The 22,705-nt window shown below is 43.0% G+C and carries 19 protein-coding genes and 1 tRNA gene; 7 read left to right on the top strand and 13 right to left on the bottom strand.

Translation table 11 applies throughout. The features are described from left to right. Positions 1 to 24: 24 nt before the first annotated feature. Both galM and yoeA read right to left on the bottom strand, forming a co-directional pair. Positions 25 to 1,002: an aldose 1-epimerase gene (galM, locus tag BSU_18360; RefSeq protein ID NP_389718.1), complete on the bottom strand. Its 978-nt coding sequence runs from the start codon at positions 1,000 to 1,002 to the stop codon at positions 25 to 27. 133 nt (positions 1,003 to 1,135) lie between these two features. After that, on the bottom strand, positions 1,136 to 2,527 hold the full coding sequence (gene yoeA, locus BSU_18370; RefSeq protein NP_389719.2) for a putative Na+-driven efflux transporter: 1,392 nt from the start codon (positions 2,525 to 2,527) through the stop codon (positions 1,136 to 1,138). A gap of 285 nt (positions 2,528 to 2,812) precedes the next feature. On the opposite strand from yoeA, the gene iseA reads away from it, so the two are divergent. Next, positions 2,813 to 3,358, top strand: coding sequence for an inhibitor of DL-endopeptidases involved in cell-separation (iseA, locus tag BSU_18380; protein ID NP_389720.2), 546 nt, complete (start codon positions 2,813 to 2,815; stop codon positions 3,356 to 3,358). Positions 3,359 to 3,451: 93 nt separating this feature from the next. Here iseA and trnSL-Arg1 read toward each other — a convergent pair. From trnSL-Arg1 to yoeD, 3 genes are all read right to left on the bottom strand, one after another. Then, positions 3,452 to 3,524, bottom strand: a tRNA-Arg gene (gene trnSL-Arg1 / locus BSU_tRNA_85). A 52-nt stretch (positions 3,525 to 3,576) separates the two neighbouring features. Continuing rightward, positions 3,577 to 4,122 carry a putative bacteriophage integrase gene (gene yoeC / locus BSU_18390; RefSeq protein ID NP_389721.2) on the bottom strand — a complete coding sequence of 182 codons (546 nt, stop codon included), beginning with the start codon at positions 4,120 to 4,122 and terminating at the stop codon, positions 3,577 to 3,579. Between the two features lie 315 nt (positions 4,123 to 4,437). Then, positions 4,438 to 4,668 (bottom strand): putative excisionase, encoded by a 231-nt coding sequence (gene yoeD / locus BSU_18400; RefSeq protein NP_389722.1) that lies wholly within the window; start codon positions 4,666 to 4,668, stop codon positions 4,438 to 4,440. A 184-nt stretch (positions 4,669 to 4,852) separates the two neighbouring features. Between yoeD and ggt the strand changes: the two genes are divergently transcribed. Continuing rightward, positions 4,853 to 6,616 carry a membrane bound gamma-glutamyltranspeptidase gene (gene ggt / locus BSU_18410; RefSeq protein NP_389723.1) on the top strand — a complete coding sequence of 588 codons (1,764 nt, stop codon included), beginning with the start codon at positions 4,853 to 4,855 and terminating at the stop codon, positions 6,614 to 6,616. A gap of 100 nt (positions 6,617 to 6,716) precedes the next feature. Here the strand turns inward: ggt and ftsR are convergent, their stop codons facing one another. Beyond that, on the bottom strand, positions 6,717 to 7,574 hold the full coding sequence (gene ftsR, locus BSU_18420; protein ID NP_389724.1) for a transcriptional regulator (LysR family): 858 nt from the start codon (positions 7,572 to 7,574) through the stop codon (positions 6,717 to 6,719). A 127-nt stretch (positions 7,575 to 7,701) separates the two neighbouring features. Between ftsR and yogA the strand changes: the two genes are divergently transcribed. After that, positions 7,702 to 8,691, top strand: a complete 990-nt coding sequence (gene yogA / locus BSU_18430) for a putative oxidoreductase (protein ID NP_389725.1) — start codon at positions 7,702 to 7,704, stop codon at positions 8,689 to 8,691. A 56-nt stretch (positions 8,692 to 8,747) separates the two neighbouring features. Here the strand turns inward: yogA and gltB are convergent, their stop codons facing one another. Next, a complete protein-coding gene (gene gltB, locus BSU_18440) occupies positions 8,748 to 10,229 on the bottom strand; it encodes a glutamate synthase (small subunit, NADP-dependent) (RefSeq protein ID NP_389726.2) in 1,482 nt (493 codons plus the stop codon). Between the two features lie 16 nt (positions 10,230 to 10,245). Continuing rightward, on the bottom strand, positions 10,246 to 14,808 hold the full coding sequence (gltA, locus tag BSU_18450) for a glutamate synthase (large subunit, NADP-dependent) (protein ID NP_389727.2): 4,563 nt from the start codon (positions 14,806 to 14,808) through the stop codon (positions 10,246 to 10,248). 146 nt (positions 14,809 to 14,954) lie between these two features. Between gltA and gltC the strand changes: the two genes are divergently transcribed. Then, a complete protein-coding gene (gene gltC, locus BSU_18460) occupies positions 14,955 to 15,857 on the top strand; it encodes a transcriptional regulator (LysR family) (GltC-glutamate) (protein NP_389728.2) in 903 nt (300 codons plus the stop codon). A 51-nt stretch (positions 15,858 to 15,908) separates the two neighbouring features. Here the strand turns inward: gltC and proJ are convergent, their stop codons facing one another. The 4 genes from proJ to yoxD all read right to left on the bottom strand — a co-directional run bounded on the left by proJ (position 15,909) and on the right by yoxD (position 19,446). After that, positions 15,909 to 17,024 (bottom strand): glutamate 5-kinase, encoded by a 1,116-nt coding sequence (gene proJ / locus BSU_18470; protein NP_389729.1) that lies wholly within the window; start codon positions 17,022 to 17,024, stop codon positions 15,909 to 15,911. Continuing rightward, entirely contained in the window at positions 17,021 to 17,914 is an 894-nt protein-coding gene (proH, locus tag BSU_18480) for a pyrroline-5-carboxylate reductase (RefSeq protein ID NP_389730.2), read from the bottom strand. The genes proJ and proH overlap by 4 nt, the downstream gene beginning before the upstream one ends. A 147-nt stretch (positions 17,915 to 18,061) precedes the next feature. Continuing rightward, on the bottom strand, positions 18,062 to 18,430 hold the full coding sequence (rtp, locus tag BSU_18490; RefSeq protein ID NP_389731.1) for a replication terminator protein: 369 nt from the start codon (positions 18,428 to 18,430) through the stop codon (positions 18,062 to 18,064). A gap of 299 nt (positions 18,431 to 18,729) precedes the next feature. Next, positions 18,730 to 19,446: a putative oxido-reductase gene (gene yoxD, locus BSU_18500; RefSeq protein ID NP_389732.1), complete on the bottom strand. Its 717-nt coding sequence runs from the start codon at positions 19,444 to 19,446 to the stop codon at positions 18,730 to 18,732. Positions 19,447 to 19,596: 150 nt separating this feature from the next. On the opposite strand from yoxD, the gene yoxC reads away from it, so the two are divergent. The 3 genes from yoxC to yoaA all read left to right on the top strand — a co-directional run bounded on the left by yoxC (position 19,597) and on the right by yoaA (position 21,320). Then, positions 19,597 to 19,902 carry a transition-dependent and sulfur-related metabolism protein gene (yoxC, locus tag BSU_18510; protein ID NP_389733.1) on the top strand — a complete coding sequence of 102 codons (306 nt, stop codon included), beginning with the start codon at positions 19,597 to 19,599 and terminating at the stop codon, positions 19,900 to 19,902. Positions 19,903 to 19,972: 70 nt separating this feature from the next. After that, positions 19,973 to 20,743, top strand: a complete 771-nt coding sequence (gene yoxB, locus BSU_18520) for a hypothetical protein (protein NP_389734.1) — start codon at positions 19,973 to 19,975, stop codon at positions 20,741 to 20,743. Positions 20,744 to 20,786: 43 nt separating this feature from the next. Continuing rightward, on the top strand, positions 20,787 to 21,320 hold the full coding sequence (gene yoaA / locus BSU_18530) for a putative N-acetyltransferase (protein NP_389735.2): 534 nt from the start codon (positions 20,787 to 20,789) through the stop codon (positions 21,318 to 21,320). Positions 21,321 to 21,398: 78 nt separating this feature from the next. On the opposite strand, the gene yoaB is transcribed toward yoaA, so the two are convergent. Beyond that, positions 21,399 to 22,643 (bottom strand): negatively charged metabolite transporter, encoded by a 1,245-nt coding sequence (yoaB, locus tag BSU_18540; protein ID NP_389736.1) that lies wholly within the window; start codon positions 22,641 to 22,643, stop codon positions 21,399 to 21,401. Positions 22,644 to 22,705: the final 62 nt, after the last annotated feature.

Here is a 22,705-nt window from a genome sequence, read left to right on the forward strand (position 1 = left end):
CGCCTCTCTGCGCTTCATCATTGGCTATTGATGATTCAGTTCAATGGTGATACTGCTTTTAGCTGTCGTTTCTTCTCCCGGCTCCAGCACTTGTAAACCAGTGAGTGACGAAGGTAAATCAAGATTCACTGCGTTTGTCACCCATGTGTAAGGCTCAGGGCATAAATACCCTTGTTTTCCGTCCGCATTGTATACAACCCAATGTTTAAACTGTTCATCTGCCTTATAAATAATGCTGATATGTGCATGCTGATGATAAATGACTGCCTGGTTTTCTCCGCCCCTCTTCTGATAAGAAGATAAAAAGACATCATCCAGCTGCTTGTGGCGCAAATCCATTCCTTCATGCAAAGCTTCTTTATACGGGACATCCATCAGCTTCCCGGTCGGCAGCAGGCGTTCATCCAACTCCCATTGCTGATCTGCTGTCAGGGAGAATAACGAGCTTTCTGCCGGAAATATAAATGTAGTATGATAACCAATTCCCCAAGGAAACGCTTCCTTTCCTTTGTTCATGACCGTCGCATGTTTAAATAGGGTATTCTCCTTGATCGTGTATGTCATCCGAACGACGGCATGATGAGGAAATTGCTTCTGCACATGGGGAAGCTCAGAAAGATCAATTTCTGTTTCAACAATCACTCCTTCATCAGTTTGCTTCGTGGTCACGACATTCCACTTTTCATGGTAAAGAAACCCGTGAAGATGGTTGTGTTTATCCTTCTCGTTGATATCAAAATGATACGTTCTGCCCCGGAAACTGAATGTACCGTCACTTATGCGGTTAGGCGGGAACAGGATTGGAATGCCATACAATGTTGGTGTGTCGTGAAAACTTTCTGCTGTTTCCGGTTCACGCAAAAGCTGGACATTTGTTGTTTTGTCCACGAGAGAAATGACGTTGCTCCCCCACTCAGGGACAACAATCATTTCTAGATGTTCGTTGCCCGCTTTGATGGCCGGCGTTCCCAAATACGTGATTTTCTCAATAAAGTTTGCCATGTTTACTCAACCTCTCCTTGATTCATTGCTAGTATAAGAATTCAATGTACTGTACCATATTTCCTCCATTTTATATTTTCCCCTATCAAATAAAAAAACACCGTTCAAACTTATGAACGGTGTGATTCGGAGGCTATTGGATGAGACGTGTGATTTGTTTCTTTTTCCAGACGAATTGATAATACCCATAAATCAACAGCAAGCTGACGGCAAACGCAGCTGGATAACCAACCCAGACGCCGAGTATTTCAAGCTTTGTATAGTGAGAAAGGACGAAAGCGACAGGCACCTCTACTCCCCAGATTGCAAAAATACTGATGACGGTCGGCCATAAAACTGTTCCGCTTGCCCGCATCGTTGCAGAAATAATTTGGGCATTTCCAAACAGCAAATAGCTCCACAGTGTAATCATCAAAAGACGGTGCGCAATGTAAAGCGTCTCTTGCTCGGTTAAAAATAACGATAAAATCTGATGTGAAAAAACATAGATCAGAATGATCAGTACGCCGCCAATGATATAATTCAGCCAAATCCCAACGCGAATGACCTGCTTTAAGCGGTCAAACTCGTTTGCTCCGATCGATTGCGCAGCGAAAATAGAAACCGCAATACCAAGGCTGACGGCCGGCATCTGTACATAGCTGGCCACCTGGTTGACCACTCCGTATGCAGCTGTTGCATTAGAGCCGTAATGATTGACGAATGAAATAACCGCTATCTCTGATAATGAGACAAGAATCATATTGATGCTTGCTGGGACCCCAAGACGCAGCAGGAGAACCAGCAGTTCCTTATCCATTTTCAAATAACGACGCACTGTTTTATCAAATTGCAGCGGGTGTTTTCGCTTTCGTAAATACACCATTAACACGAGAAAAGTCGCAATCGTGGAAATGACAGTTGCATATGCCGAGCCGTATATGCCCAGTTTCGGAAAACCAAACATGCCAAGGATTAAAACAGGCAAAAGCGCGATGTTGATGACCGTGCTCACAATCAGCGTATAAAACGGTGTCTTGGAATCTCCTGTTCCGCGCAAAAAGGTAGTATATGCAAAATATAAAAACATAAACGGCATAGCATAAAATAAAATACGTGCATAGTTAGCGCTGACATGAATGACATTTTCAGGTGTTCCCATTAAACGAAGGATATCCAGGGTGAAAATACTGCCGATAACGGCTAACACAACGCCTAATAAAAATGTAAACGTGAGTGTCGTCCCGACAACAGCCTTTAGCCGTTCCTCATTTTTCGCTCCGTAAGCTTGTCCTATCAGAATCGAACTTCCTGAACCGATCCCAATCGTAAATGAGATTAAAAGAAAAAATAACGGGAAAAAGGATGATACAGCTGCCACTGCATCAACACCGAGCCATCTGCCTACAGCCATCATCCCGACTAGCTGGCCGACTGATTGCAGCACATTGCTCAGCAGAAGCGGCACTAAAAAGAGTGACATCGACCGCCAAACTGATGGTTTGCTTTTCTTTTGAGTTACAAGAGGTTCTTGTGATGTTTCCATATTAAAGGACTCCTTTATTTGAAATCGTTTTTAAACATGCCCTCATTTTTTGACAAAAACAGGATATGTAACATGTTATTATTCATCACTGCACTTATGAAACCCTTCCCGATTCTTCTAATTTTACACATCTTTTTAGCTTATGAAGAATAAACTAGCAAGTAATGGCGTATTTTTTGTGAGTAAAAGAATAAAAAATAATTTATGCAAAAGTATTGTAATCTATCCGTAATTATTGTAACATTTGTAACATAAGAGAAAGAGATTTTGAAGGAGAGAGCGATAATGAAAAAATGTCTTCTATTTCTAACAACCATTGCACTTATTCTGTCATTAAGCACAAATGCATTTGCGAAAAATACATCAGGCGATTTATCACAAAAACAAGCATTACAGTTGGCATTATCCGCTAGAGAACATTTTTGGAACACCATGAGCGGCCACAATCCGAAGGTGAAAAAAGCAGTTTGCCCATCAGGCACATTCGAGTATCAAAATCTTCAATATGTATACATGTGCAGTGATCTAGGCACTAAAGCAAAAGCGGTGAATTATTTAACTCCTATTTTTACAAAAACAGCAATCGAAAAAGGCTTTAAAGATTATCATTTCACTGTTTCAAAAGGAAAACTTGCTGTTCCAATCGGTGACGGAGACAATCTTTTGAATTGGAAAAAATCAACTGCTAAACTGATCTCTAAAAAAGGCAGCACAATCACATACGAATTTACTGTCCCTACATTAGACGGATCCCCTTCTGCAAAACGGAAAGTGACATTTGTGAAAGAAAATAAAAAATGGAAAGTCAATCAATTTGACGCAGTTATATAAGAAAAACGCCCGGTATAAGCGGGCGTTTTTTATTTGGTTTGCATAAAGAAAGACAACAGGCGAAAAGTGCCTGTTGTCTTTTTGTGAATATAACGCTCTAGGAGAGATTCGAACTCCCGACCTGCAGTTTAGGAAACTGCTGCACTATCCGCTGTGCTACTAGAGCTTTTGGTATTTATATAGTAGCTCTGATGATCAATATTTTCAAGCGATTTGTATTAAAGCCCTCCAAAAACCTTATATGCGGCTCTTGTCGTATCTTCATCAATACCGATATACCGCATTGTAATTGATGGTGATGAATGATTCAGTATTCTCTGCAGCTCGGCGATGTCTTTCGTTCGCTGATAAAAATGATAGCCAAACGTTTTCCGGAGTGTATGCGTCCCTATCTCCTCAAGTCCGCACGCTGCAGCGGCCTCTCTTAAAATTCTGTAGGCCTGAATGCGGGAAATCGGCTTCCTGGTCCGCACTGATTTAAAAAGATATTCGTTTTCCTTCATGTCTTTCGTATACTCGTATATTTCCTGTTTCAGCGATTCTAAAATAAGAATCTTTCTTTTCTTTTTCGTTTTGCTTTCAGTCGCCCATAAATGATCTTTATTTTGAACGTCCTTCACTTGCAGCGGCAGAATATCAGAAATACGGAGCGCGCTGTTGATGCCGAAAATAAACAGAAAATAATCCCGCTTGTTTTTGTTAAGCAAATACTGTTTGACTTCTTGGATTTTCTCTAGACTGCGAATCGGCTGTACAATATGCATCAAAAAACTCCTTAAAAACCGTTATGTAACATTTTGAGGTCTATGTTACTATTATAGCTGAAAAACGTTGAATGTCAAAGTGCGGCGGCGTTTATGTAACATAATATACATAGTGTTACATAAGCTTTTAAAAAAGCTTCTTCCAACCTTCACCCTATAAAATAAGCTTTAAAGCCTCTTATAAAGCTTTTAACCTCTTGGATACTTATCCCCCTACTAATCATCAAAAAACCTCTTAAAATGAAATCTGACACTCCCAATTTTCTGGAGCTTCCGCAAAAATATACAAAAAAAGACACAATTTCAAATTGTGTCCTAATCCTCATCCTTTACATCAATATCTTCCGGGATCGGTTCATTTAATATTTCCTGCACAAGTGCTTTGTAATTCTCCAGCTGTTCGAGATGCGTTTTGAACTGTTCCTTATAAATCAAAAATTGCTCCCCGTCATGAACGGCTCTGATTTTCCCTTCGAGCACCAAGCTTTTAATATAATCCTCTGAAAGATTTGTATATTCTGCTGTTTCTTCAATCGTTAAATACATATAGCAGTCCCTTCTTAATCCGTATGCTGATTCTAATATAGCACATGGCTCATATCAATATAATCAATTCTGCACAGAAAAACGGCATTATGCACTATATAATATACCATTTGTCACTTGTGAAAACGCTGTAATTTTTTTACGCTAAGATTGTAACAATACAGCTTCATATAGGAGGGAGAACATGAAAAGAACGTGGAACGTCTGTTTAACAGCTCTGCTTAGTGTTCTGTTAGTCGCTGGAAGTGTCCCTTTTCACGCGGAAGCTAAAAAACCGCCCAAAAGCTACGATGAGTACAAACAAGTAGATGTTGGAAAAGACGGCATGGTTGCGACCGCACATCCTCTTGCTTCTGAAATCGGTGCTGATGTGCTGAAAAAAGGAGGAAATGCTATTGACGCAGCGGTTGCCATTCAATTTGCACTCAATGTAACAGAGCCGATGATGTCAGGTATTGGCGGCGGCGGTTTTATGATGGTGTATGACGGAAAAACGAAGGATACAACGATAATCGACAGCCGTGAGCGTGCTCCAGCAGGCGCAACTCCTGATATGTTTCTGGACGAAAACGGCAAAGCAATTCCTTTCTCTGAACGTGTAACAAAAGGTACTGCCGTTGGTGTTCCAGGCACTCTGAAAGGGCTGGAAGAAGCCTTGGATAAATGGGGAACCCGTTCGATGAAGCAATTAATTACCCCTTCTATTAAACTCGCTGAAAAAGGCTTTCCGATTGATTCGGTGTTGGCAGAGGCCATTTCTGATTATCAGGAAAAGCTTTCACGGACTGCCGCAAAAGATGTATTTTTACCAAATGGCGAACCGCTTAAAGAAGGAGATACCCTTATTCAAAAGGATTTGGCTAAAACATTTAAGCTTATTCGCTCCAAAGGCACTGACGCTTTTTATAAAGGAAAATTCGCCAAGACGCTTTCTGACACTGTCCAGGATTTCGGCGGATCAATGACAGAAAAAGATTTAGAAAATTACGACATTACAATTGATGAACCGATTTGGGGAGATTATCAAGGCTATCAAATCGCTACTACTCCTCCTCCAAGCTCCGGCGGTATTTTCTTATTGCAAATGCTGAAAATCCTTGATCATTTTAACCTTTCACAATACGATGTCCGCTCATGGGAAAAATATCAGCTGCTTGCTGAAACGATGCATTTGTCATATGCCGACCGTGCGTCTTACGCAGGTGATCCCGAATTTGTAAATGTTCCTCTCAAAGGCCTGCTTCACCCCGATTATATTAAAGAACGCCAGCAATTAATCAACCTAGATCAAGTGAATAAAAAACCGAAAGCCGGTGACCCTTGGAAATACCAAGAAGGATCAGCAAACTATAAACAAGTTGAACAGCCGAAAGACAAAGTAGAAGGCCAAACAACCCACTTTACAGTTGCTGACCGTTGGGGAAATGTTGTTTCTTATACAACAACAATCGAACAGCTATTCGGAACGGGTATTATGGTCCCTGATTACGGTGTTATTTTAAACAATGAATTAACGGATTTTGATGCGATACCAGGCGGAGCTAACGAAGTACAGCCAAACAAACGGCCTTTAAGCAGCATGACCCCGACGATTTTATTTAAGGATGACAAGCCTGTCCTCACGGTTGGATCTCCTGGCGGGGCCACAATTATTTCATCCGTTTTGCAAACCATTCTCTACCACATTGAATATGGTATGGAATTAAAAGCAGCTGTTGAAGAGCCGAGAATTTACACAAACAGCATGAGCTCTTACCGTTACGAAGACGGAGTTCCTAAAGATGTCCTCAGCAAGCTAAACGGCATGGGCCACAAATTCGGCACAAGTCCGGTGGATATCGGAAACGTGCAAAGTATATCGATCGACCATGAAAACGGCACCTTTAAAGGTGTAGCTGATTCAAGCAGAAACGGCGCGGCGATCGGCATTAATTTAAAACGTAAATAAATAAAAAACTGTACTCGCTTCAAATGAGTACAGTTTTTTCATGCAGATCTTTAAAATAAAAACTGACAAACGTCTTTATTCTGCTAATGCACGTCTATCTTCATCTTTTCATTTCGTTTATCTCATCAAGAAATGTCTGAAACGCACTCGTAATAAAAAAGTCTTTCCTGTATATAAAGACGATCTCTAAGTCTTGATATGATGGTGGCAGCTGATGAATCCATACATTTGTACGATGCTCGGAGCCGTCAACAGCGGACTTTGGGAGCAGCGCCGTACCCATCCCGGCGGAAACACCTTTTATAATAGCCTCCAATGTGCCAAACTCTATGATTTTTTGATTGTGTATGCCTGCTTCCTCTAGTAATCTTTTGACCCTGTCACGATGAGAACAGCCAGCCCCAAAAAAGAGCATCGGCTGCTGAAGCATGTCTTCTGCCGTCCCTTCTCGTGATGAAATCAAAACTAATTCATCATGGGAGACATGGAGTTGTCTAACTGCAGCGTGTTCAACCGGCCCATATACAAAAGCGCCATCAACTTTATGATCAAGAACCTGTTGAATCAAATGATGCGTATCAGCTGTGTTCACTGATAAATCCACTTCAGGAAAACGCCTGAGGAAGGATGCTGCATGCTCAGGCAGATGCGTTACCGCCATTGTTTCCAGTGATCCGATCCGCAAAGGCCCTTTTGGTTGCCTGCTCATTCGGGTCGATTTTTCAGCTTGGTCTAACAGCGATAATACTTGATCTGCATATTGTAAAAGATTTTCTCCTGCAGCAGTCAGCTTCATTCCCCGATTCGTTCGATGAAAAAGCCTGATATTCAAATCTTCCTCAAGGTTATGCACTCTGGCTGTCACATTCGACTGAACATAATTCAGCATTTGGGCTGCTTTCGTTATGCTTCCTTCGCGAGCAACAGCCTGAAAAATCTTTAAATCTCCGCTTTCCACGCGCTCTCACCTGCTTGCTATGATGAAAAGTGATATTGGCTATCATATTTGTTCATTTTACTCGAAGAAAACCGCTATGTAAAATATGTAAAGATATGAAAATACAATTAATGAGGAGGCAGACAGCATGAAAGCTGTAATTCACAACGGAAAAGCCGGTCTTCTGGGGTTATCAGTTCAGGACGTTCCATCAACAAAGCCTGGATACGGAGAGGTAAAGGTTAAATTAAAATCTGCAGGCCTGAATCATCGTGACTTGTTTCTTATGAAAAACAAATCTGAACAAGATCCTCACATGATACTGGGTTCTGACGGCGCGGGTATCATCGAAGAGATTGGTGAAGGCGTGAAAAATGTTACTGTTCAGACAGAAGTAGTCATTTTCCCGACATTGAACTGGGATTTGACAGAAAATGTTCCACCTGTACCTGAGATTCTGGGAGGTCCTTCGGACGGAACACTTGCTGAATATGTGATCATTCCTTCACAAAATGCAATCAAAAAACCTGCTTATTTATCTTGGGAAGAAGCGGGCGTTTTACCTTTATCCGCTTTAACTGCATATCGGGCTCTGTTTACAAAGGGGCAATTAAAAAAAGGCGAGCATCTATTGATACCCGGCATCGGCAGCGGTGTAGCAACCTACGCTTTATTTATGGCTAAGGCGATTGGGGCAACAGTAAGCGTGACCTCCCGCAGTGAGGAGAAAAGAAAAAAGGCGCTGAAATTAGGTGCTGATTACGCATTTGACAGCTACAGCAATTGGGATGAGCAGTTGCAGGGAAAAAAGATAGATGTTGTTCTTGACAGCATAGGACCTGCCCTCTTTTCGGAATACTTCCGCCATGTAAAACCAAATGGCCGTATTGTCAGCTTTGGGGCAAGCTCAGGGGATAATCTCAGTTTTCCGGTGCGTTCTTTATTCTTTCCTCAGGTCAATGTTTTGGGAACCTCGATGGGAAGCGGTGAGGAATTTCAAGCTATGCTCGCTTTCATTGACAAACATAAGCTGCGGCCTGTAATTGACCGGATATATCCTTTAGAAAAAGCATGTGAAGCATATAAAAGAATGCAGGAAGGCAGACAGTTTGGAAACATCGGGATCGTAATGGAATAAAAAAAGAAACCGGCTGGCAGCCAGACCGGTTTCTCTTATATGATAATCCCCTTTATTTACGGAAGAACTGAACTCCCCATCAAATATCGATCCACTTCACGCGCCACTTCACGGCCTTCATTAATCGCCCATACGATTAAGCTTTGCCCTCTTCTTGCATCCCCTGCGGCGAATACACCATCGATATTTGTTTGATAATCCCCATATGCTGCACTGATTTTGTTATTTACTGAATTAACACCGAACTGTTTCAACAGCGGCTGTTCTGTGCCTTCAAAGCCGATAGCGATAAAGACAAGCTGAGCAGGCCATACTTTTTCCGTTCCAGGCAGCTCGCGGAACTCGTATTTTCCATGCTCATTTTTCACTTTTTCCATTTGGATGGTATGAAGCTCTTTCAGCTTTCCGTTTTTATCCGCGACCATTTTTGTCGTTTGAATGGAGTATTCTCTCGGATCTCTTCCGAATTTTGCTTCTGCTTCCTCGTATGCATATTCAAGCGTAAAGACGTGTGGCTGTTCAGGCCACATATTGTCATTCGTGCGGGCTGGCGGAAGTTTCGGGTGTTTGCCGAATTGGTGCACGCTTTTGGCTTTTTGACGCAGAGCGGTAGCCACACAGTCAGCTCCTGTATCTCCGCCTCCGATTACGATGACATCTTTCCCTTTGGCATCAATGAATTGCTTGTCTTTAAAATTAGAATCTAAATAGCTTTTTGTTGCAAGTGTGAGGTAGTCCATTGCGTAATGGACTCCTTTTGAGTCGCGTCCTTCGATTAAGAGGTCCCGCTGTTTTTGAGCGCCTGTGCATAAGATCACAGCATCAAATTGCTCCTTTAGCTCATCAGCTGTAATGTCAACACCGATTTCTGTGTTCGTGACAAAATCAATTCCCTCTTGCGTCAGCAATTTAATTCGGCGTTCTACAATGCCCTTCTCAAGCTTCATGTTTGGAATGCCGTATGTTAAAAGGCCGCCCGCTCTGTCTGCTCGTTCAAAAACAGTGACGGAATGTCCCGCTTGATTCAGCTGGTCAGCACTCGCCAGTCCGGCTGGGCCTGACCCGACGATGGCCACTTTTTTGCCTGTTCGTTTTTTTGGAATTCTAGGTTGAATCCAGCCGTTCTCAAATCCTTTATCGATAATGGTCCGCTCGATGTTTTTAATTGATACGGCCGGATCTGAAATCGCTAAAGTGCATGATCCTTCACAAGGAGCGGGGCATACCCGCCCTGTGAATTCAGGAAAGTTGTTTGTTTTCAACAGACGTTCCAATGCTTCCTTCCATCTGCCCCGGTAGACAAGATCATTCCATTCAGGAATTAAGTTGTAAATCGGACAGCCGGATGTAAATCCGTTAATGTCCGCACCGATCTGGCAAAACGGTGTACCGCAATCCATACACCGCGCCCCTTGCCGTTTCGATGCTTCTTCTGAAAAAGGAGCAGAATATTCTTTCCAATCCTTTAAGCGAGTGAGAGGGTCCCGCTCCGCAGGTTTTTCTCGTTTGATCTCCATAAATCCAGTTGGTTTCCCCATGTTCCTCTCCCCTTCCTTACTGTACTACCGCTTGTTTTTGTCCCGATGCTGCTGTATTCTGCTTTGGCTTCGTGTTGGCCTCAAAAGCGAACATGATGGCTTCTTCATCTGATAAACCTGCAGCTTTTTGCTCTTCGATGCTTGCGAGCATTTGTTTATAGTTTTTCGGAATGACTTTGACGAATTTTTTCACACTGTCTTCCCATTGATCTAGCAGATCTTCTGCTTTTTGGCTGTTTGTATACGCAGTATGTCTTTCAAGCATTGCTTTGATTTGCTGGATTTCTTTCTCATCCTCTAATGATTCAAATAAAATCATCTCAAGGTTGCATTTGCGTTTAAACGCTTTGACATCTTCGGTCAGTACATAAGCGATTCCGCCGGACATACCTGCCGCAAAGTTTTTGCCTACATCACCGAGAACGACAACGCTGCCGCCAGTCATGTATTCACAGCCGTGGTCGCCGATGCCTTCTACAACTACGTTCACACCGCTGTTTCGAACGGCAAAGCGTTCACCAGCACGCCCGTTAATATATGCTTCTCCGCTTGTCGCACCGTAAAAAGCCACGTTGCCGATAATGACATTGTCATCCGAAGCAGAGTTGAATCCTTCTGATGACTTGACGATGATTTTTCCGCCAGAAAGCCCTTTTCCGACGTAATCATTTGAGTCTCCGTCCAAATAAAGCGTCATCCCTTTAGGAACGAAAGCTCCAAAGCTTTGGCCGGCTGATCCGGTAAAGTGCAGCTTGATTGTATCTTCAGGAAGACCTTCTTCTCCGTAACGCTTTGAGATTTCACTGCCGGTTATCGTTCCGGCTACACGATTTGTATTATTGATTTCAATCGAAATATCAGCTTCTTTTCCAGATTCGATGGCTTCTTGTACGGCCGGGAGAATTGTTGTAATATCAAGTGATTGATCAATTTTATGATTTTGCGGCGATTGGAACGTCCGCACCCCTTCAGGCTGATAAAGAAGGGTAGACAAATCAAGCTGGCTTGCTTTCCAGTGCTCCTTTGCCCGTTCACTTGCATGAAGTACATCAGTGCGGCCGATCATTTCATCAAATGTCTTGAAGCCTAACGCAGCCATGTACTCACGAACTTCTTCGGCAATGAACAGCATATAGTTCACAATATGGTCAGGATCTCCCATGAACTTTTTGCGAAGCTCTGGATTTTGTGTCGCTACACCGACAGGGCATGTATCCAAATGGCAGGCACGCATCATGACACAGCCGAGTACAACTAACGGAGCCGTTGCGAAACCAAATTCTTCGGCGCCGAGCAAGGCAGCCATCACAACGTCGCGGCCCGTCATGAGCTTTCCATCTGTTTCTAATACAACACGGTCACGAAGTCCGTTCAGCATTAGTGTTTGATGTGCTTCTGCAAGGCCAAGCTCCCACGGAAGCCCTGTATGTTTAATACTGGTTTTCGGAGAAGCGCCTGTACCTCCGTCATAGCCGCTGATCACAATGACATCTGCAGTCGCTTTGGCAACACCTGCAGCGATTGTTCCTACACCTGCTTTTGACACCAGCTTTACGCTGATTCTTGCGTCACGGTTGGCATTTTTCAAATCGTGGATCAGCTGGGCTAAATCCTCAATCGAATAAATGTCATGGTGTGGCGGAGGTGAGATTAATCCGACACCTGGCGTTGACCCACGGACATCGGCAACCCATGGATATACCTTGTTGCCAGGAAGCTGCCCGCCTTCACCCGGCTTAGCACCTTGAGCCATTTTAATCTGCAGCTCATCAGCATTGACGAGGTAATGGCTTTTGACACCAAACCGTCCGGATGCAATTTGTTTGATCGCACTTCTTCTATCATCGCCGTTCTCATCTGGAACAAAGCGTTTGGGATCTTCTCCGCCTTCACCGCTGTTGCTTTTTCCTCCAAGACGGTTCATTGCGATTGCTAAAGCTTCGTGCGCTTCCTTACTCAAGGACCCGAATGACATCGCACCCGTTTTAAAACGTTTGACAATCGATTCAGCGGATTCAACCTCCTCCAACTTCAAAGGCTTGCGGTTTCCGTCAAATGCGAACAAGTTCCGCAAAAATCCGATGCGTTCTTCATCAGCCGCTTTTGTATACTGTTTAAACAGATTGTAATCATTTCTGCGGCACGCCCATTGCAAAGTATGAATCGTTTTCGGATTAAACGCATGATGCTCTCCGCCATTTCTCCATTGGAAGTCACTTCCCGGTTCAAGCGTTTTGCTGTAATCATCCTGATACGCTTCCCGGTGGCGGCGCTGTGCCTCTTCTGCAATTGTTTGTAAATCGATGCCGCCTAGCTGTGATGCAGTACCTGAGAAATAGCGGTCGATCACATCGCGGCTGATTCCTACCGCCTCAAAGATTTGTGCGCCTCTGTAGCTTTGCACAGTTGAAATTCCCATCTTGGACATCACTTTTACGACGCCCTCAGTAATGCTTTTTCCATATTTGCTAACCGCTTCTTCATAGCTGATATCCAAACGGCCTTCATCAATTTCCTGCTTGTAGGTCGCATAAGCGAGATAAGGGTTAATCGCATCTGCGCCATAACCGATTAACGCTGCAAAGTGATGCACTTCACGTGCTTCTCCCGATTCCACAATAATGCTGACCTTCGTACGCAGCCCTTTGCGGATTAAGTGCTGGTGCAGTGCGCTTACTGCCAGAAGCGGCGGAATTGGTGTCAGTCGTTCGTTCATCTTTTTGTCTGATAAAATTAACAAACTTACGCCTTGGCTGATGGCTTTCTCTGCCTGTGTGAACATGTCCTTTAAACCGCGTTCAAGATCCTCTGAAAACAGCACATCAATTTTTTGGCTTTTTAAATCAGGATGAACAATCGTTTTCAATGCGTAAAACTGTTCATTGGATAAAACAGGTGTATACAGTTTAATCCGGCGAACATTTCGTTCACTTGGATGAAGAAGATCGCCTTCCGCACCGAGCCAAGTCATCGTTGAAGTGACAAGCTGCTCACGAATCGCGTCGATTGGCGGGTTCGTTACTTGTGCAAACAGCTGTTTAAAGTAGTTAAACAGCGATTGCGCTCGGTCAGAAAGTACAGCAAGCGGAGCGTCATTCCCCATTGAACCAAGGGGATCTTTGCCTTCTTTAATAACAGGAATTAGATACTTTTGGATATCCTCATATGTGTATCCGAATGCCTTCTGGCGAGTAAGAAGATCACTAAATTGTTCTTCTTCTCTTGACTCCGGATCAGGATTTACTTGTACAAGCTCTTCTTCAAGCCATTTTTGGTACGGATACTCAGTTGCAATTTGTGTTTTGACTTCCTCATCGGAGATAATACGGCCTTCTTCCAGGTCGATTAAAAGCATTTTCCCAGGCTCAAGGCGGTTTTTATATAAAACGTTCTCCTGTTCAACTTCAATAACGCCTACTTCAGATGAGAAAATAATATAATCATCTTTTGTGACATAATAACGGGCCGGACGGAGACCGTTCCGGTCAAGGATCGCCCCGATTTGTTTACCGTCAGTAAATGAAATAGCTGTCGGTCCGTCCCAAGGCTCCATCAGGGAGCTATGGTACTCGTAGAACGCCCTTTTTTCCTTGGACATATGCGTATTTTCCGTCCAAGGCTCTGGAATGAGCATCATTGCCGTATGTGCCGGTTTGCGTCCAGCCATCACAAAAAACTCAAATGCGTTATCCAAAATGGAAGAGTCACTGCCATCAGCATTGAGAATCGGCAAAATCTTGTTTAAGTCCTCACCGAAGCTTTCAGAAACAAATTGCTGCTCACGTGCTCTCATCCAGTTGATATTTCCGCGAAGGGTGTTAATTTCACCGTTGTGAACCAAATAGCGGTTAGGATGCGCTCTTTCCCATGTAGGGAATGTATTGGTACTGAAGCGTGAATGAACAAGCGCAAAAGCAGAAACGAATGCTTCGTCTTGCAGATCAGAATAAAATGCATCAACCTGTTCAGGTGTTAAAAGGCCTTTGTAAACAATGGTCTGGCTTGAAAGACTGGCAAAATAAAAATCAAGACCTTCCGTTACTCCCCAATTTTCAGCCTGTTTACGAATGACATACAATTTTCGTTCAAAAGATAAATTGTCCTTTAGATCAGAACTTGCGCCGATAAATACCTGACGGACAAACGGACAGCTTTTTTGCGCCACTGTTCCGATTTTTCCGACATTTACAGGTACAGTTCTCCATCCAAGAACGACTTGGCCTTCTTGTTCAATTAGTGCATTGATTTGCTTTTCAATTTTTTTTCTTTCATCTTCCTTCTGTGAGAAAAAGACCATTCCTACCCCGTAACGTTCTTTTTCTGGCAGATTGATGTTTTTGCACTCTTTTCTAAAGAAAGCATCAGGGATTTGAACCAGTAAGCCGGCTCCGTCTCCTGTATCCGGATCACTGCCTTGCCCTCCTCTATGGTCTAGCTGGCAAAGCATCTTAAGTCCTTGTTTGACAATGTCGTGAGTCTGCTTGCCCTTTAAGTGTGCATATAGGCCGATTCCGCATGCATCATGTTCAAATTCAGGACGGTAGAGACCTTGAGCTTTTGGCATTTGATTGTACGTCATAATTCCTCTCCCCCGATCAATTTCCGATAATACCGGTCATAAAATCTAACAACTCTATAATCATTGTAGGTTTTCAAAACGATATAAACAATATATAATTTAGATCAAAAGAATCTCAAAATGAGATAGATGGATGTGAGACAAACATGGAGCTGCGCCAACTGCGTTATTTTATGGAGGTGGCTGAAAGAGAACACGTTTCAGAAGCCGCTGATCATTTGCATGTGGCCCAATCAGCAATCAGCAGACAAATTGCCAATCTTGAAGAAGAATTAAATGTGACCTTATTTGAGCGTGAAGGGAGAAATATCAAACTCACGCCAATCGGAAAAGAATTTTTAATTCATGTGAAAACGGCGATGAAAGCCATTGATTATGCGAAAGAGCAAATTGATGAGTATCTTGACCCGCATCGCGGAACGGTAAAGATCGGCTTTCCTACAAGCCTCGCCAGCCAGCTTTTGCCGACTGTCATTTCAGCGTTTAAAGAAGAATATCCGCACGTCGAATTTTTGCTGCGCCAAGGCTCCTATAAGTTTCTGATTGAAGCTGTCAGAAACCGCGATATTGATCTGGCCTTATTAGGGCCGGTGCCGACGAATTTCTCTGACATAACGGGAAAAATATTATTTACTGAAAAAATTTACGCGCTTGTTCCATTAAATCATCCGCTTGCTAAACAAAAAACGGTTCATTTAATCGATTTGCGCAACGACCAATTTGTATTGTTCCCGGAAGGATTTGTACTTAGAGAGATGGCAATCGATACTTGCAAACAAGCAGGCTTTGCTCCTCTCGTTTCCACGGAGGGTGAGGATTTGGATGCGATCAAAGGGTTAGTGTCCGCAGGAATGGGCGTTACCCTTCTGCCTGAAAGTACTTTTGCTGAAACAACACCTCGTTTTACTGTGAAAATTCCAATTGAGTTCCCTCAAGTAAAACGGACTGTCGGAATCATTAAACCGAAAAATAGAGAGCTTGCGCCTTCCGCGAATGATTTTTATGAGTTTGTCATTCAATTTTTCTCTAAGCTGGAGCAGTATCAATAAAAAAAATGAACCCGAGCTTCTATATAGAAGCTTCGGGTTTTTTTCTGCAAATTAATTTACAGGTAAAGAAAAATCCACATGGCAAACAAATGCTTCTTGATCAATTAGAGCTCTATTTGTCAGTTCCTTTTTCTTTTCCGGTTCTTGAAGCTGTACAGAAGAGTAATTGACGATTCCAAGGCCGATTTCCGTCCCTTTTGAATCCATCAGCCGAACAACTGAACCGCTTTTGAATTTCCCTTTAATCTTCTGTACACCGTCTAGGTATAAACTCGATTGTCCGTTTGTTATTTTTCGTGAACAATCATCTGATAAAATCATTTCACCTTCCGGACCGGAATTAAAAGCGATCCATTGCTCCTTTTGATTCAACGGAAGCGTTCCTTCTGCTTCAAAATAGGTGCCTTCCGCCTGTTCATGAACGGCGTGGTATAAAATATCGCCAGCATCTGCCTGACCTAGGAAACCTTTAATGCCAGACGCCATTACGATTTTAAACGCATCAAGCTTAGAGCGCATGCCGCCGGTGCCAACGATGCTTCCAGTGTCACCTGCGCATGCTTCGATGTCAGGTGTTATTTCACTCACCCGCTGTATCTTTTTCGCTTCTGGATTTGTGCGCGGATTGCCGTCATATAATCCGTCTATATCTGATAAAATCACAAGCATATCTGCATCAATCAATCCTGCGACTTTTGCTGCGAGCGTATCATTGTCGCCAAACTTGAGCCGATTGACGGTAACTGTGTCATTTTCGTTTATGATCGGGATGATGCCGCGCTCGAGCAGTACATTCATTGTATTCCTGACATTGTTGTATCGATATTCATCAGAAAAATCGCTTCTCGTAATTAAAATTTGGGATGCGACATAGCCGTGTGCCAAAAACAGCTTTGAATAAGCCTCCATTAGCAATCCCTGGCCGATTGAAGCTGATGCTTGTTTTTCTGGAAGCTTCTCGGGCCTTTGGATAAATCCGAGCTTCCGATATCCCGCCGCCACTGCGCCTGAGGAAACCAAAATCACTTCATAACCGGCGTCTTTGAGTTTGACGACCTGGTCGACCAACGCTTCTAATTTTCGAATGCTGATTTCTCCATGAAGGCTTGTTAATGAACTGCTTCCAATCTTCACAACGACTCTTTTCATGCTTGTATCAGGCGTCACTTTATCACTCCTGATAGCGGCGCTGCAGTTTTTTCGATATCTTCGCTGATTTCCTTTGAACGCTTAGCCGCATGCTTTATTGCTTGAGAAATCGCTTCTCCGCCGCCGCTCTTTTTCAAGGCTTGCAGCCCCGCTGCTGTCGTTCCGTTCGGTGACGTGATATTATCTCTTAAGATCTCAGGATGTTCTCCTGTTTCCATGAGCATTTTTGCGGCACCTAAAAGTGTCTGTGCGCCGATGCTTCGAGATAACTGTTTATCGAGGCCCGCTTCCTCGCCTGTCTTTTCAATGAATTCCATTAAATAATAAAAATACGCGGGTCCGCTGCCTGCAATTCCGGTGAATATATCCATTTGATTTTCTTGGATTGTATAGACTTCGCCCATGCATCCGAGCAATGCTTCGGCCAGCTTCTTCAGGTCTTCCGACACATATTTGCCAAGGGCAATAGCTGTTGCAGAAGCGCCAATCATACTGGAAGTGTTGGGCATCACTCTGACAACCGGCTGTTCATTAAGCAATGATTGTTCAATAAAAGAGGTAGTTATGCCGGCAAGGACCGACAATATTAATTGATGGGGTTGAATACGTGATTTTAGTGATGACAGAGCGTTTTCGGCGTCTTTTGGCTTCATTGCCAAAATGAGCACATCCATGTCTTCAATACATAGTTGGTTCGGCAAGGCGCCTTTAATGCCATATTGAAGTTCAAGTTCAGTTAATCGCTCTGTATTGCTGCGGTTTGTAACGCAGATGTTTTGTTTCGGGATTTTGTTGGCTCGAACGATACCTGATATCATTCCTTCCGCCATAGATCCTGCTCCTATAAAGGCTACTTTCTTTTGATCAAAGATCGGTAACATCTCCTTTGTTCGCTTTTTTGTTCGCATTTTCACACGTTTAAAATGTTACCACGTGAGGAAATGATGTCAAGTTTGAAGGCCATTATTGATTTGTATTGTTTCTTTTCGACAAATATGTATAATGAAAAGCAGAAAACACCCGGTTCACACTGCTGCGCCGGGTGTTTGTTTCTATTAAAAATTATCTGAGAGAGCTTTTTCAATCAGTTTTTTACAGCGATCCAGCTCTACCTTCAGCTGTTTTTTATATAGCTTGGCAGCTTCGTAATCTTTAAATTGATAGAGGACGACTTCCTGGAGCTTAGCCCCTTCTTTTTTTACTTTAATTTGTTTTAGTATCCCGTCATCAAGAAGCTCATGCAAAGACCGGTATACTTCTGTATGATTTGGTTTAAAACCAATCTCTTTAAATTCAGACCGAAGTACTTCAAGCAGCTTTAACCCATAGAGTCTCTCTTGCTCTGTCATCGTTATCATATAAAGCTTCAAAAATGCGCGCTGTTTCACTAAAAAGCCTGTTGAACTCCTTTTTTCTTCTTTCATCATATGCACTCCTTCTTCTGTCACTGACAACACTATGTACTAAATATTCAATTTTCTTTTATTGTTTTCCTTCTTTATATTAAAGACTGATAGTCCAGTTATTTCATGTTTACTGATTATAGGTGTAGCGGAAAAAATAAATTTCGACTGAACATTTGGTACATAGTTTTCTTAGTTCTATTATAGCCTGCATTTACTGCTATCTTCAATTTAAACGATTGCCAGGGTTTACATATCTCATTTTACCGGTACGGATTTCATTCAAATAAAAAAACCTGTCGAAAGACAGGTTTTCATTTTTAAGGATTTGTTGACCATAATCCCGCTGTTTTGATGAAAATACGAGGATCTAATTTCAGTTGTGCCACCATGTACTCAGCAAGATCCTCAGGCTGCATAACTTTTTCAGGATTACCGTCTGTTAAGTTCAATTCGATAGACATATCACTAGCGACAGTGCTCGGCGTTAACGCGCTGACTCTGATATTATGTTTTCTCACTTCTTGCATAAGAGACTCTGTTAACCCGAGAACGGCAAATTTAGAAGCGCTGTAAGCACTTGTTACAGCAGCTCCTCTTTGGCCCGCTGTAGATGAAATATTAATGATGTCTCCGGCTTTGCGTTCGATCATTTCCGGAAGCACCGCGCGAGTGACATGGTACACACCCATTAGGTTGACTTGAATAATATTTTCCCACTCATCAGCTGACAGATCTAAGAAACCGCCAAATTTGCTGATGCCGGCATTATTAATGAGGATATCGATATCACCGAGCTGTTCCTTCACTTGAGCTACAGCTTGGTTAACCTGATCGGCATCTTTTACATCTGCAGCAGCAAATGCAGCTTTTACACCAAGCGCTTTGACTTCTTCAGCCACTTTTTCTACATTAGCGGAAGTCCGGCCAATTAACCCGATATTCACGCCTTCTTTGGCAAGCGCCAGAGCAGTAGCGCGGCCAATTCCTCTGCCTCCGCCTGTGATTAGTGCAGTTTTATGTTGTAAACTTTGCAATTGAAGCACCCTTTCTTTGTTTACATATGTACGATATCACATTATAAGTACAATACATCCAATACGCAAATCAAACGAACTGTGTAAATATCATTTCTTCTGATTAAAAAAACGGATACAGGGTAATGACATAAGAAAAGGAGTGAACATATGATTATAGTTTATATCAGTCTTGCAGTATTAGCAGTTTCTATTATCTTCTTAGGAGTTACCGTGATCCAAAACAAGAAAAAAATAGACCCCGCACTAAAGGAGCTTTCCTCTGTTACGCAGGCTATGCAAAAACAAATCGAAGGATTAAAAACAGAAACAGAGCTGCTGACGCAAAAACAAAAGAAGATTCAGCAGGATGTCCAAATAAAAAAATACACGCTTCAGCAGACCGCAGCTGAAGTGAAAGAAGTTCCCCAAGCAGTCAAAGAGGTGTGGCAGGCAGGACATTTTAATAGCAGATAAGGATGAATGAGATCCCGTTGTTACGATCAGAATGGACAAATGGGATCTCATTTTTCGAGGAGGCTTACACATGATTATAAACCGCAGCTGCTTAAAAGAGTTCGCAGAAAAAGTACATTTTCTTCCCTCTTCACTTACAAAGTCCGATTTACTTACTGATCCATTTCGTCTCCATCAAGAAAACGAACTTGGCATCTACTATTCACCTCATAATGAATTTATCAATCGGGATGCCTCGCTTGTGATTGCCGGGATCACGCCTGGTTTTTCCCAGATGAAGACAGCGTACGAAACAGCCGCCGAAAGCCTGCTGCAAGGCGGGACTCTTGAGCAAATGGCAGTAGACACAAAAATAGCAGCGGGTTTCTCCGGATCGATGAGACATAACCTTATTACCATGCTGGATTTATGCGGGCTGCCGCAAGCTTTTGGCATTCAAAGCGCCGCAAAGCTTTTTGGAGAATTACGGCATATGCTCCATACAACTTCCGTTATTAAATATCCTGTCTTTATCCAGCAAAAAAACTATACCGGATACAAACCGGCTATCACTCATTCTCCTATCCTAAGCACTTATGCTTTTGGGCACTTCCCTGCAGAGCTTAACCATGTGACGGGACCAGCTCTTCTCATTCCGTTAGGAAAAGCGGCCGAAACAGTGTGTGAAACATTGATCAGACAGCACAGCCTCCAGAATTTGATTTGCCTTAACGGCTTTCCCCATCCATCAGGCGCGAACGGCCATCGTTTGAAACAATTCAGCAAAAACAAAGAGCAACTAGAAAGACAAATTCGTTCCTTTGCTGCATTGGTTGATTTCGCTATAGAAAAGAGGAAATAAAAGGGATATGATAAACAAAAACACAAACGTGGGGAGTGGTTGAATGTTTCCTATATTAGAAACGGATCGGCTTATACTTAGGCAAATCACAGATCAGGATGCGGAAGCCATTTTTGCTTGTTTCTCAAACGATGAGGTGACACGCTATTATGGGCTTGAAAACATGGAATCTATAGAACAGGCCATTTCAATGATTCAAACGTTTGCTGCCCTCTATCAAGAAAAACGCGGTATACGGTGGGGAATTGAAAGACGGGACACTAAAGAACTGATCGGAACAATTGGCTTTCACGCTCTGGCCCAAAAGCATAGGCGCGCGGAAATCGGTTATGAAATCATCCCGGAGCATTGGCGAAACGGATTTGCATCAGAAGTCATTTCAAAGGTCGTATCTTACGGATTTTCTGCCCTTGGACTGTCGCGTATTGGCGCAGTTGTATTTACCGATAATGAAGCATCAAATCGTCTGCTTCTAAAAATGGGGTTTCAAAAAGAAGGCGTTTTAAGACAGTACATGTATCAAAATGGGACTCCATATGATACAAATGTGTACTCTATTGTGAAACCAAGAGAATGACGGTATTCTCTTGGTCTGTGCCACATCCCTTTTCCTTTAAAAAGATAAAAAGCGCCCCTCAAACAGGGCGCTTTCTAATTAAGATGCATATTGAGGAGATGTTTCCTCCTTAACTGCTTTTTCCTCAGGTATATGAATACATTTTGTCAAGACCGCACTTGCAAGGTAAAGGGCCGCAAAGATCCAGACGACACCTTGCGCGCCGACGAGACCGATGAACAGCCAAGCGAGTGCAGGGCCGACAAACGCTGATAAACCTGCAGCTAAATTCAATACAGACATGGCTGCCCCTTTATCTTTTCCTGCCACCGTCGGCACAATTGCACCAATCGGCACATAGCCTGCCAGCAAACCGCCCCAAATAAAGCCGATCACGCTGACAACCGCTAAACTTCCGCCGGAGAAAACAGGTGCGTAGTATAATAAGACGGTGAAAATGCCGCAGCCGACTCCGCCGAACCAAATAACAGTATTTTTCCAGCCGAATTTATCGCCGACAATACCGAAGATAAGGTTAAACACAATGTTCCCCAGGAAAATCGTTCCCCAAATTTGCAGCCACACATTGGTTGAAATTCCATGCTGGGCCATGTGCATCGGCAAAAAGACTGGAAAACCATATGTACCAATGCTGTTGATGATTCTGATGATTCCGCCTGTAAGCACGCGCGGATTTGTAAATAGAATCGTAACCCCTTTTAAAAGCTCCTCGGCTGTTTCTGATCTTTTTCTTTTCTTCTTTTCAAAACGGTCTTTATTGATAAACAATGCAAAGAATGCACCGAGACATACCCAGAAAATAGAGCTCCAAAGCGTATTCAAATAACCGAACGCTTTGATCGCGTAGCTTGAGTACCAAGCGCCGAACACAAACATGCCGAGGCAATATGCAATCCAAAACCAGCCGACAGCAGTGCTCAGTTTGCTTTGCGGTGTTCTGTAAATGACCCATGTCAAGAAAGAATAAGCAAAAAGCGGGTAACCTAACCCTTTTACGAAGTAAGTCACATACATCACTGGCAGGTTCAGCTGTTCAAATCCAAATACGATAAAAGCAGCTGTACCGATCACATAAAACAACAGCCCCATAAACATCGTTCGTTTTGCGCCAAATGCTTCGAGACATACACCCGAAAACCAGGAAGCTATGGCAAGCGCAATTCCGTATATACTAAAAATGGAAGCGGACTGCTGAACGGTGAGCCCGTTTTCGATCAAAAAAGGACTGAGCCAGCCTTGTTCAAGGCCATCTCCCATCATAAACAAAACAACCCCTAAAAATCCCCAGGCAAGCCGCTTCGGTATTCCTATTTTATCCAACATATCTGTCTCCTCCTTAGATGCTATTATTCATTACCGTATTACCTTATTAAAGTTGAAAATTA

Source organism: Bacillus subtilis subsp. subtilis str. 168 (assembly GCF_000009045.1).
In the GTDB taxonomy this organism is placed as follows: Bacteria; Bacillota; Bacilli; order Bacillales; family Bacillaceae; genus Bacillus; species Bacillus subtilis.

Coding starts and splice junctions, on each gene's coding strand:
- galM (NP_389718.1), bottom strand. CDS start 1,002: ATGGCAAACTTTATTGAGAAAATCACGTATTTGGGAACGCCGGCCATC.
- yoeA (NP_389719.2), bottom strand. CDS start 2,527: ATGGAAACATCACAAGAACCTCTTGTAACTCAAAAGAAAAGCAAACCA.
- iseA (NP_389720.2), top strand. CDS start 2,813: ATGAAAAAATGTCTTCTATTTCTAACAACCATTGCACTTATTCTGTCA.
- yoeC (NP_389721.2), bottom strand. CDS start 4,122: ATGCATATTGTACAGCCGATTCGCAGTCTAGAGAAAATCCAAGAAGTC.
- yoeD (NP_389722.1), bottom strand. CDS start 4,668: ATGTATTTAACGATTGAAGAAACAGCAGAATATACAAATCTTTCAGAG.
- ggt (NP_389723.1), top strand. CDS start 4,853: ATGAAAAGAACGTGGAACGTCTGTTTAACAGCTCTGCTTAGTGTTCTG.
- yogA (NP_389725.1), top strand. CDS start 7,702: ATGAAAGCTGTAATTCACAACGGAAAAGCCGGTCTTCTGGGGTTATCA.
- gltB (NP_389726.2), bottom strand. CDS start 10,229: ATGGGGAAACCAACTGGATTTATGGAGATCAAACGAGAAAAACCTGCG.
- gltA (NP_389727.2), bottom strand. CDS start 14,808: ATGACGTACAATCAAATGCCAAAAGCTCAAGGTCTCTACCGTCCTGAA.
- gltC (NP_389728.2), top strand. CDS start 14,955: ATGGAGCTGCGCCAACTGCGTTATTTTATGGAGGTGGCTGAAAGAGAA.
- proH (NP_389730.2), bottom strand. CDS start 17,914: ATGCGAACAAAAAAGCGAACAAAGGAGATGTTACCGATCTTTGATCAA.
- rtp (NP_389731.1), bottom strand. CDS start 18,430: ATGAAAGAAGAAAAAAGGAGTTCAACAGGCTTTTTAGTGAAACAGCGC.
- yoxC (NP_389733.1), top strand. CDS start 19,597: ATGATTATAGTTTATATCAGTCTTGCAGTATTAGCAGTTTCTATTATC.
- yoxB (NP_389734.1), top strand. CDS start 19,973: ATGATTATAAACCGCAGCTGCTTAAAAGAGTTCGCAGAAAAAGTACAT.
- yoaA (NP_389735.2), top strand. CDS start 20,787: ATGTTTCCTATATTAGAAACGGATCGGCTTATACTTAGGCAAATCACA.
- yoaB (NP_389736.1), bottom strand. CDS start 22,643: ATGTTGGATAAAATAGGAATACCGAAGCGGCTTGCCTGGGGATTTTTA.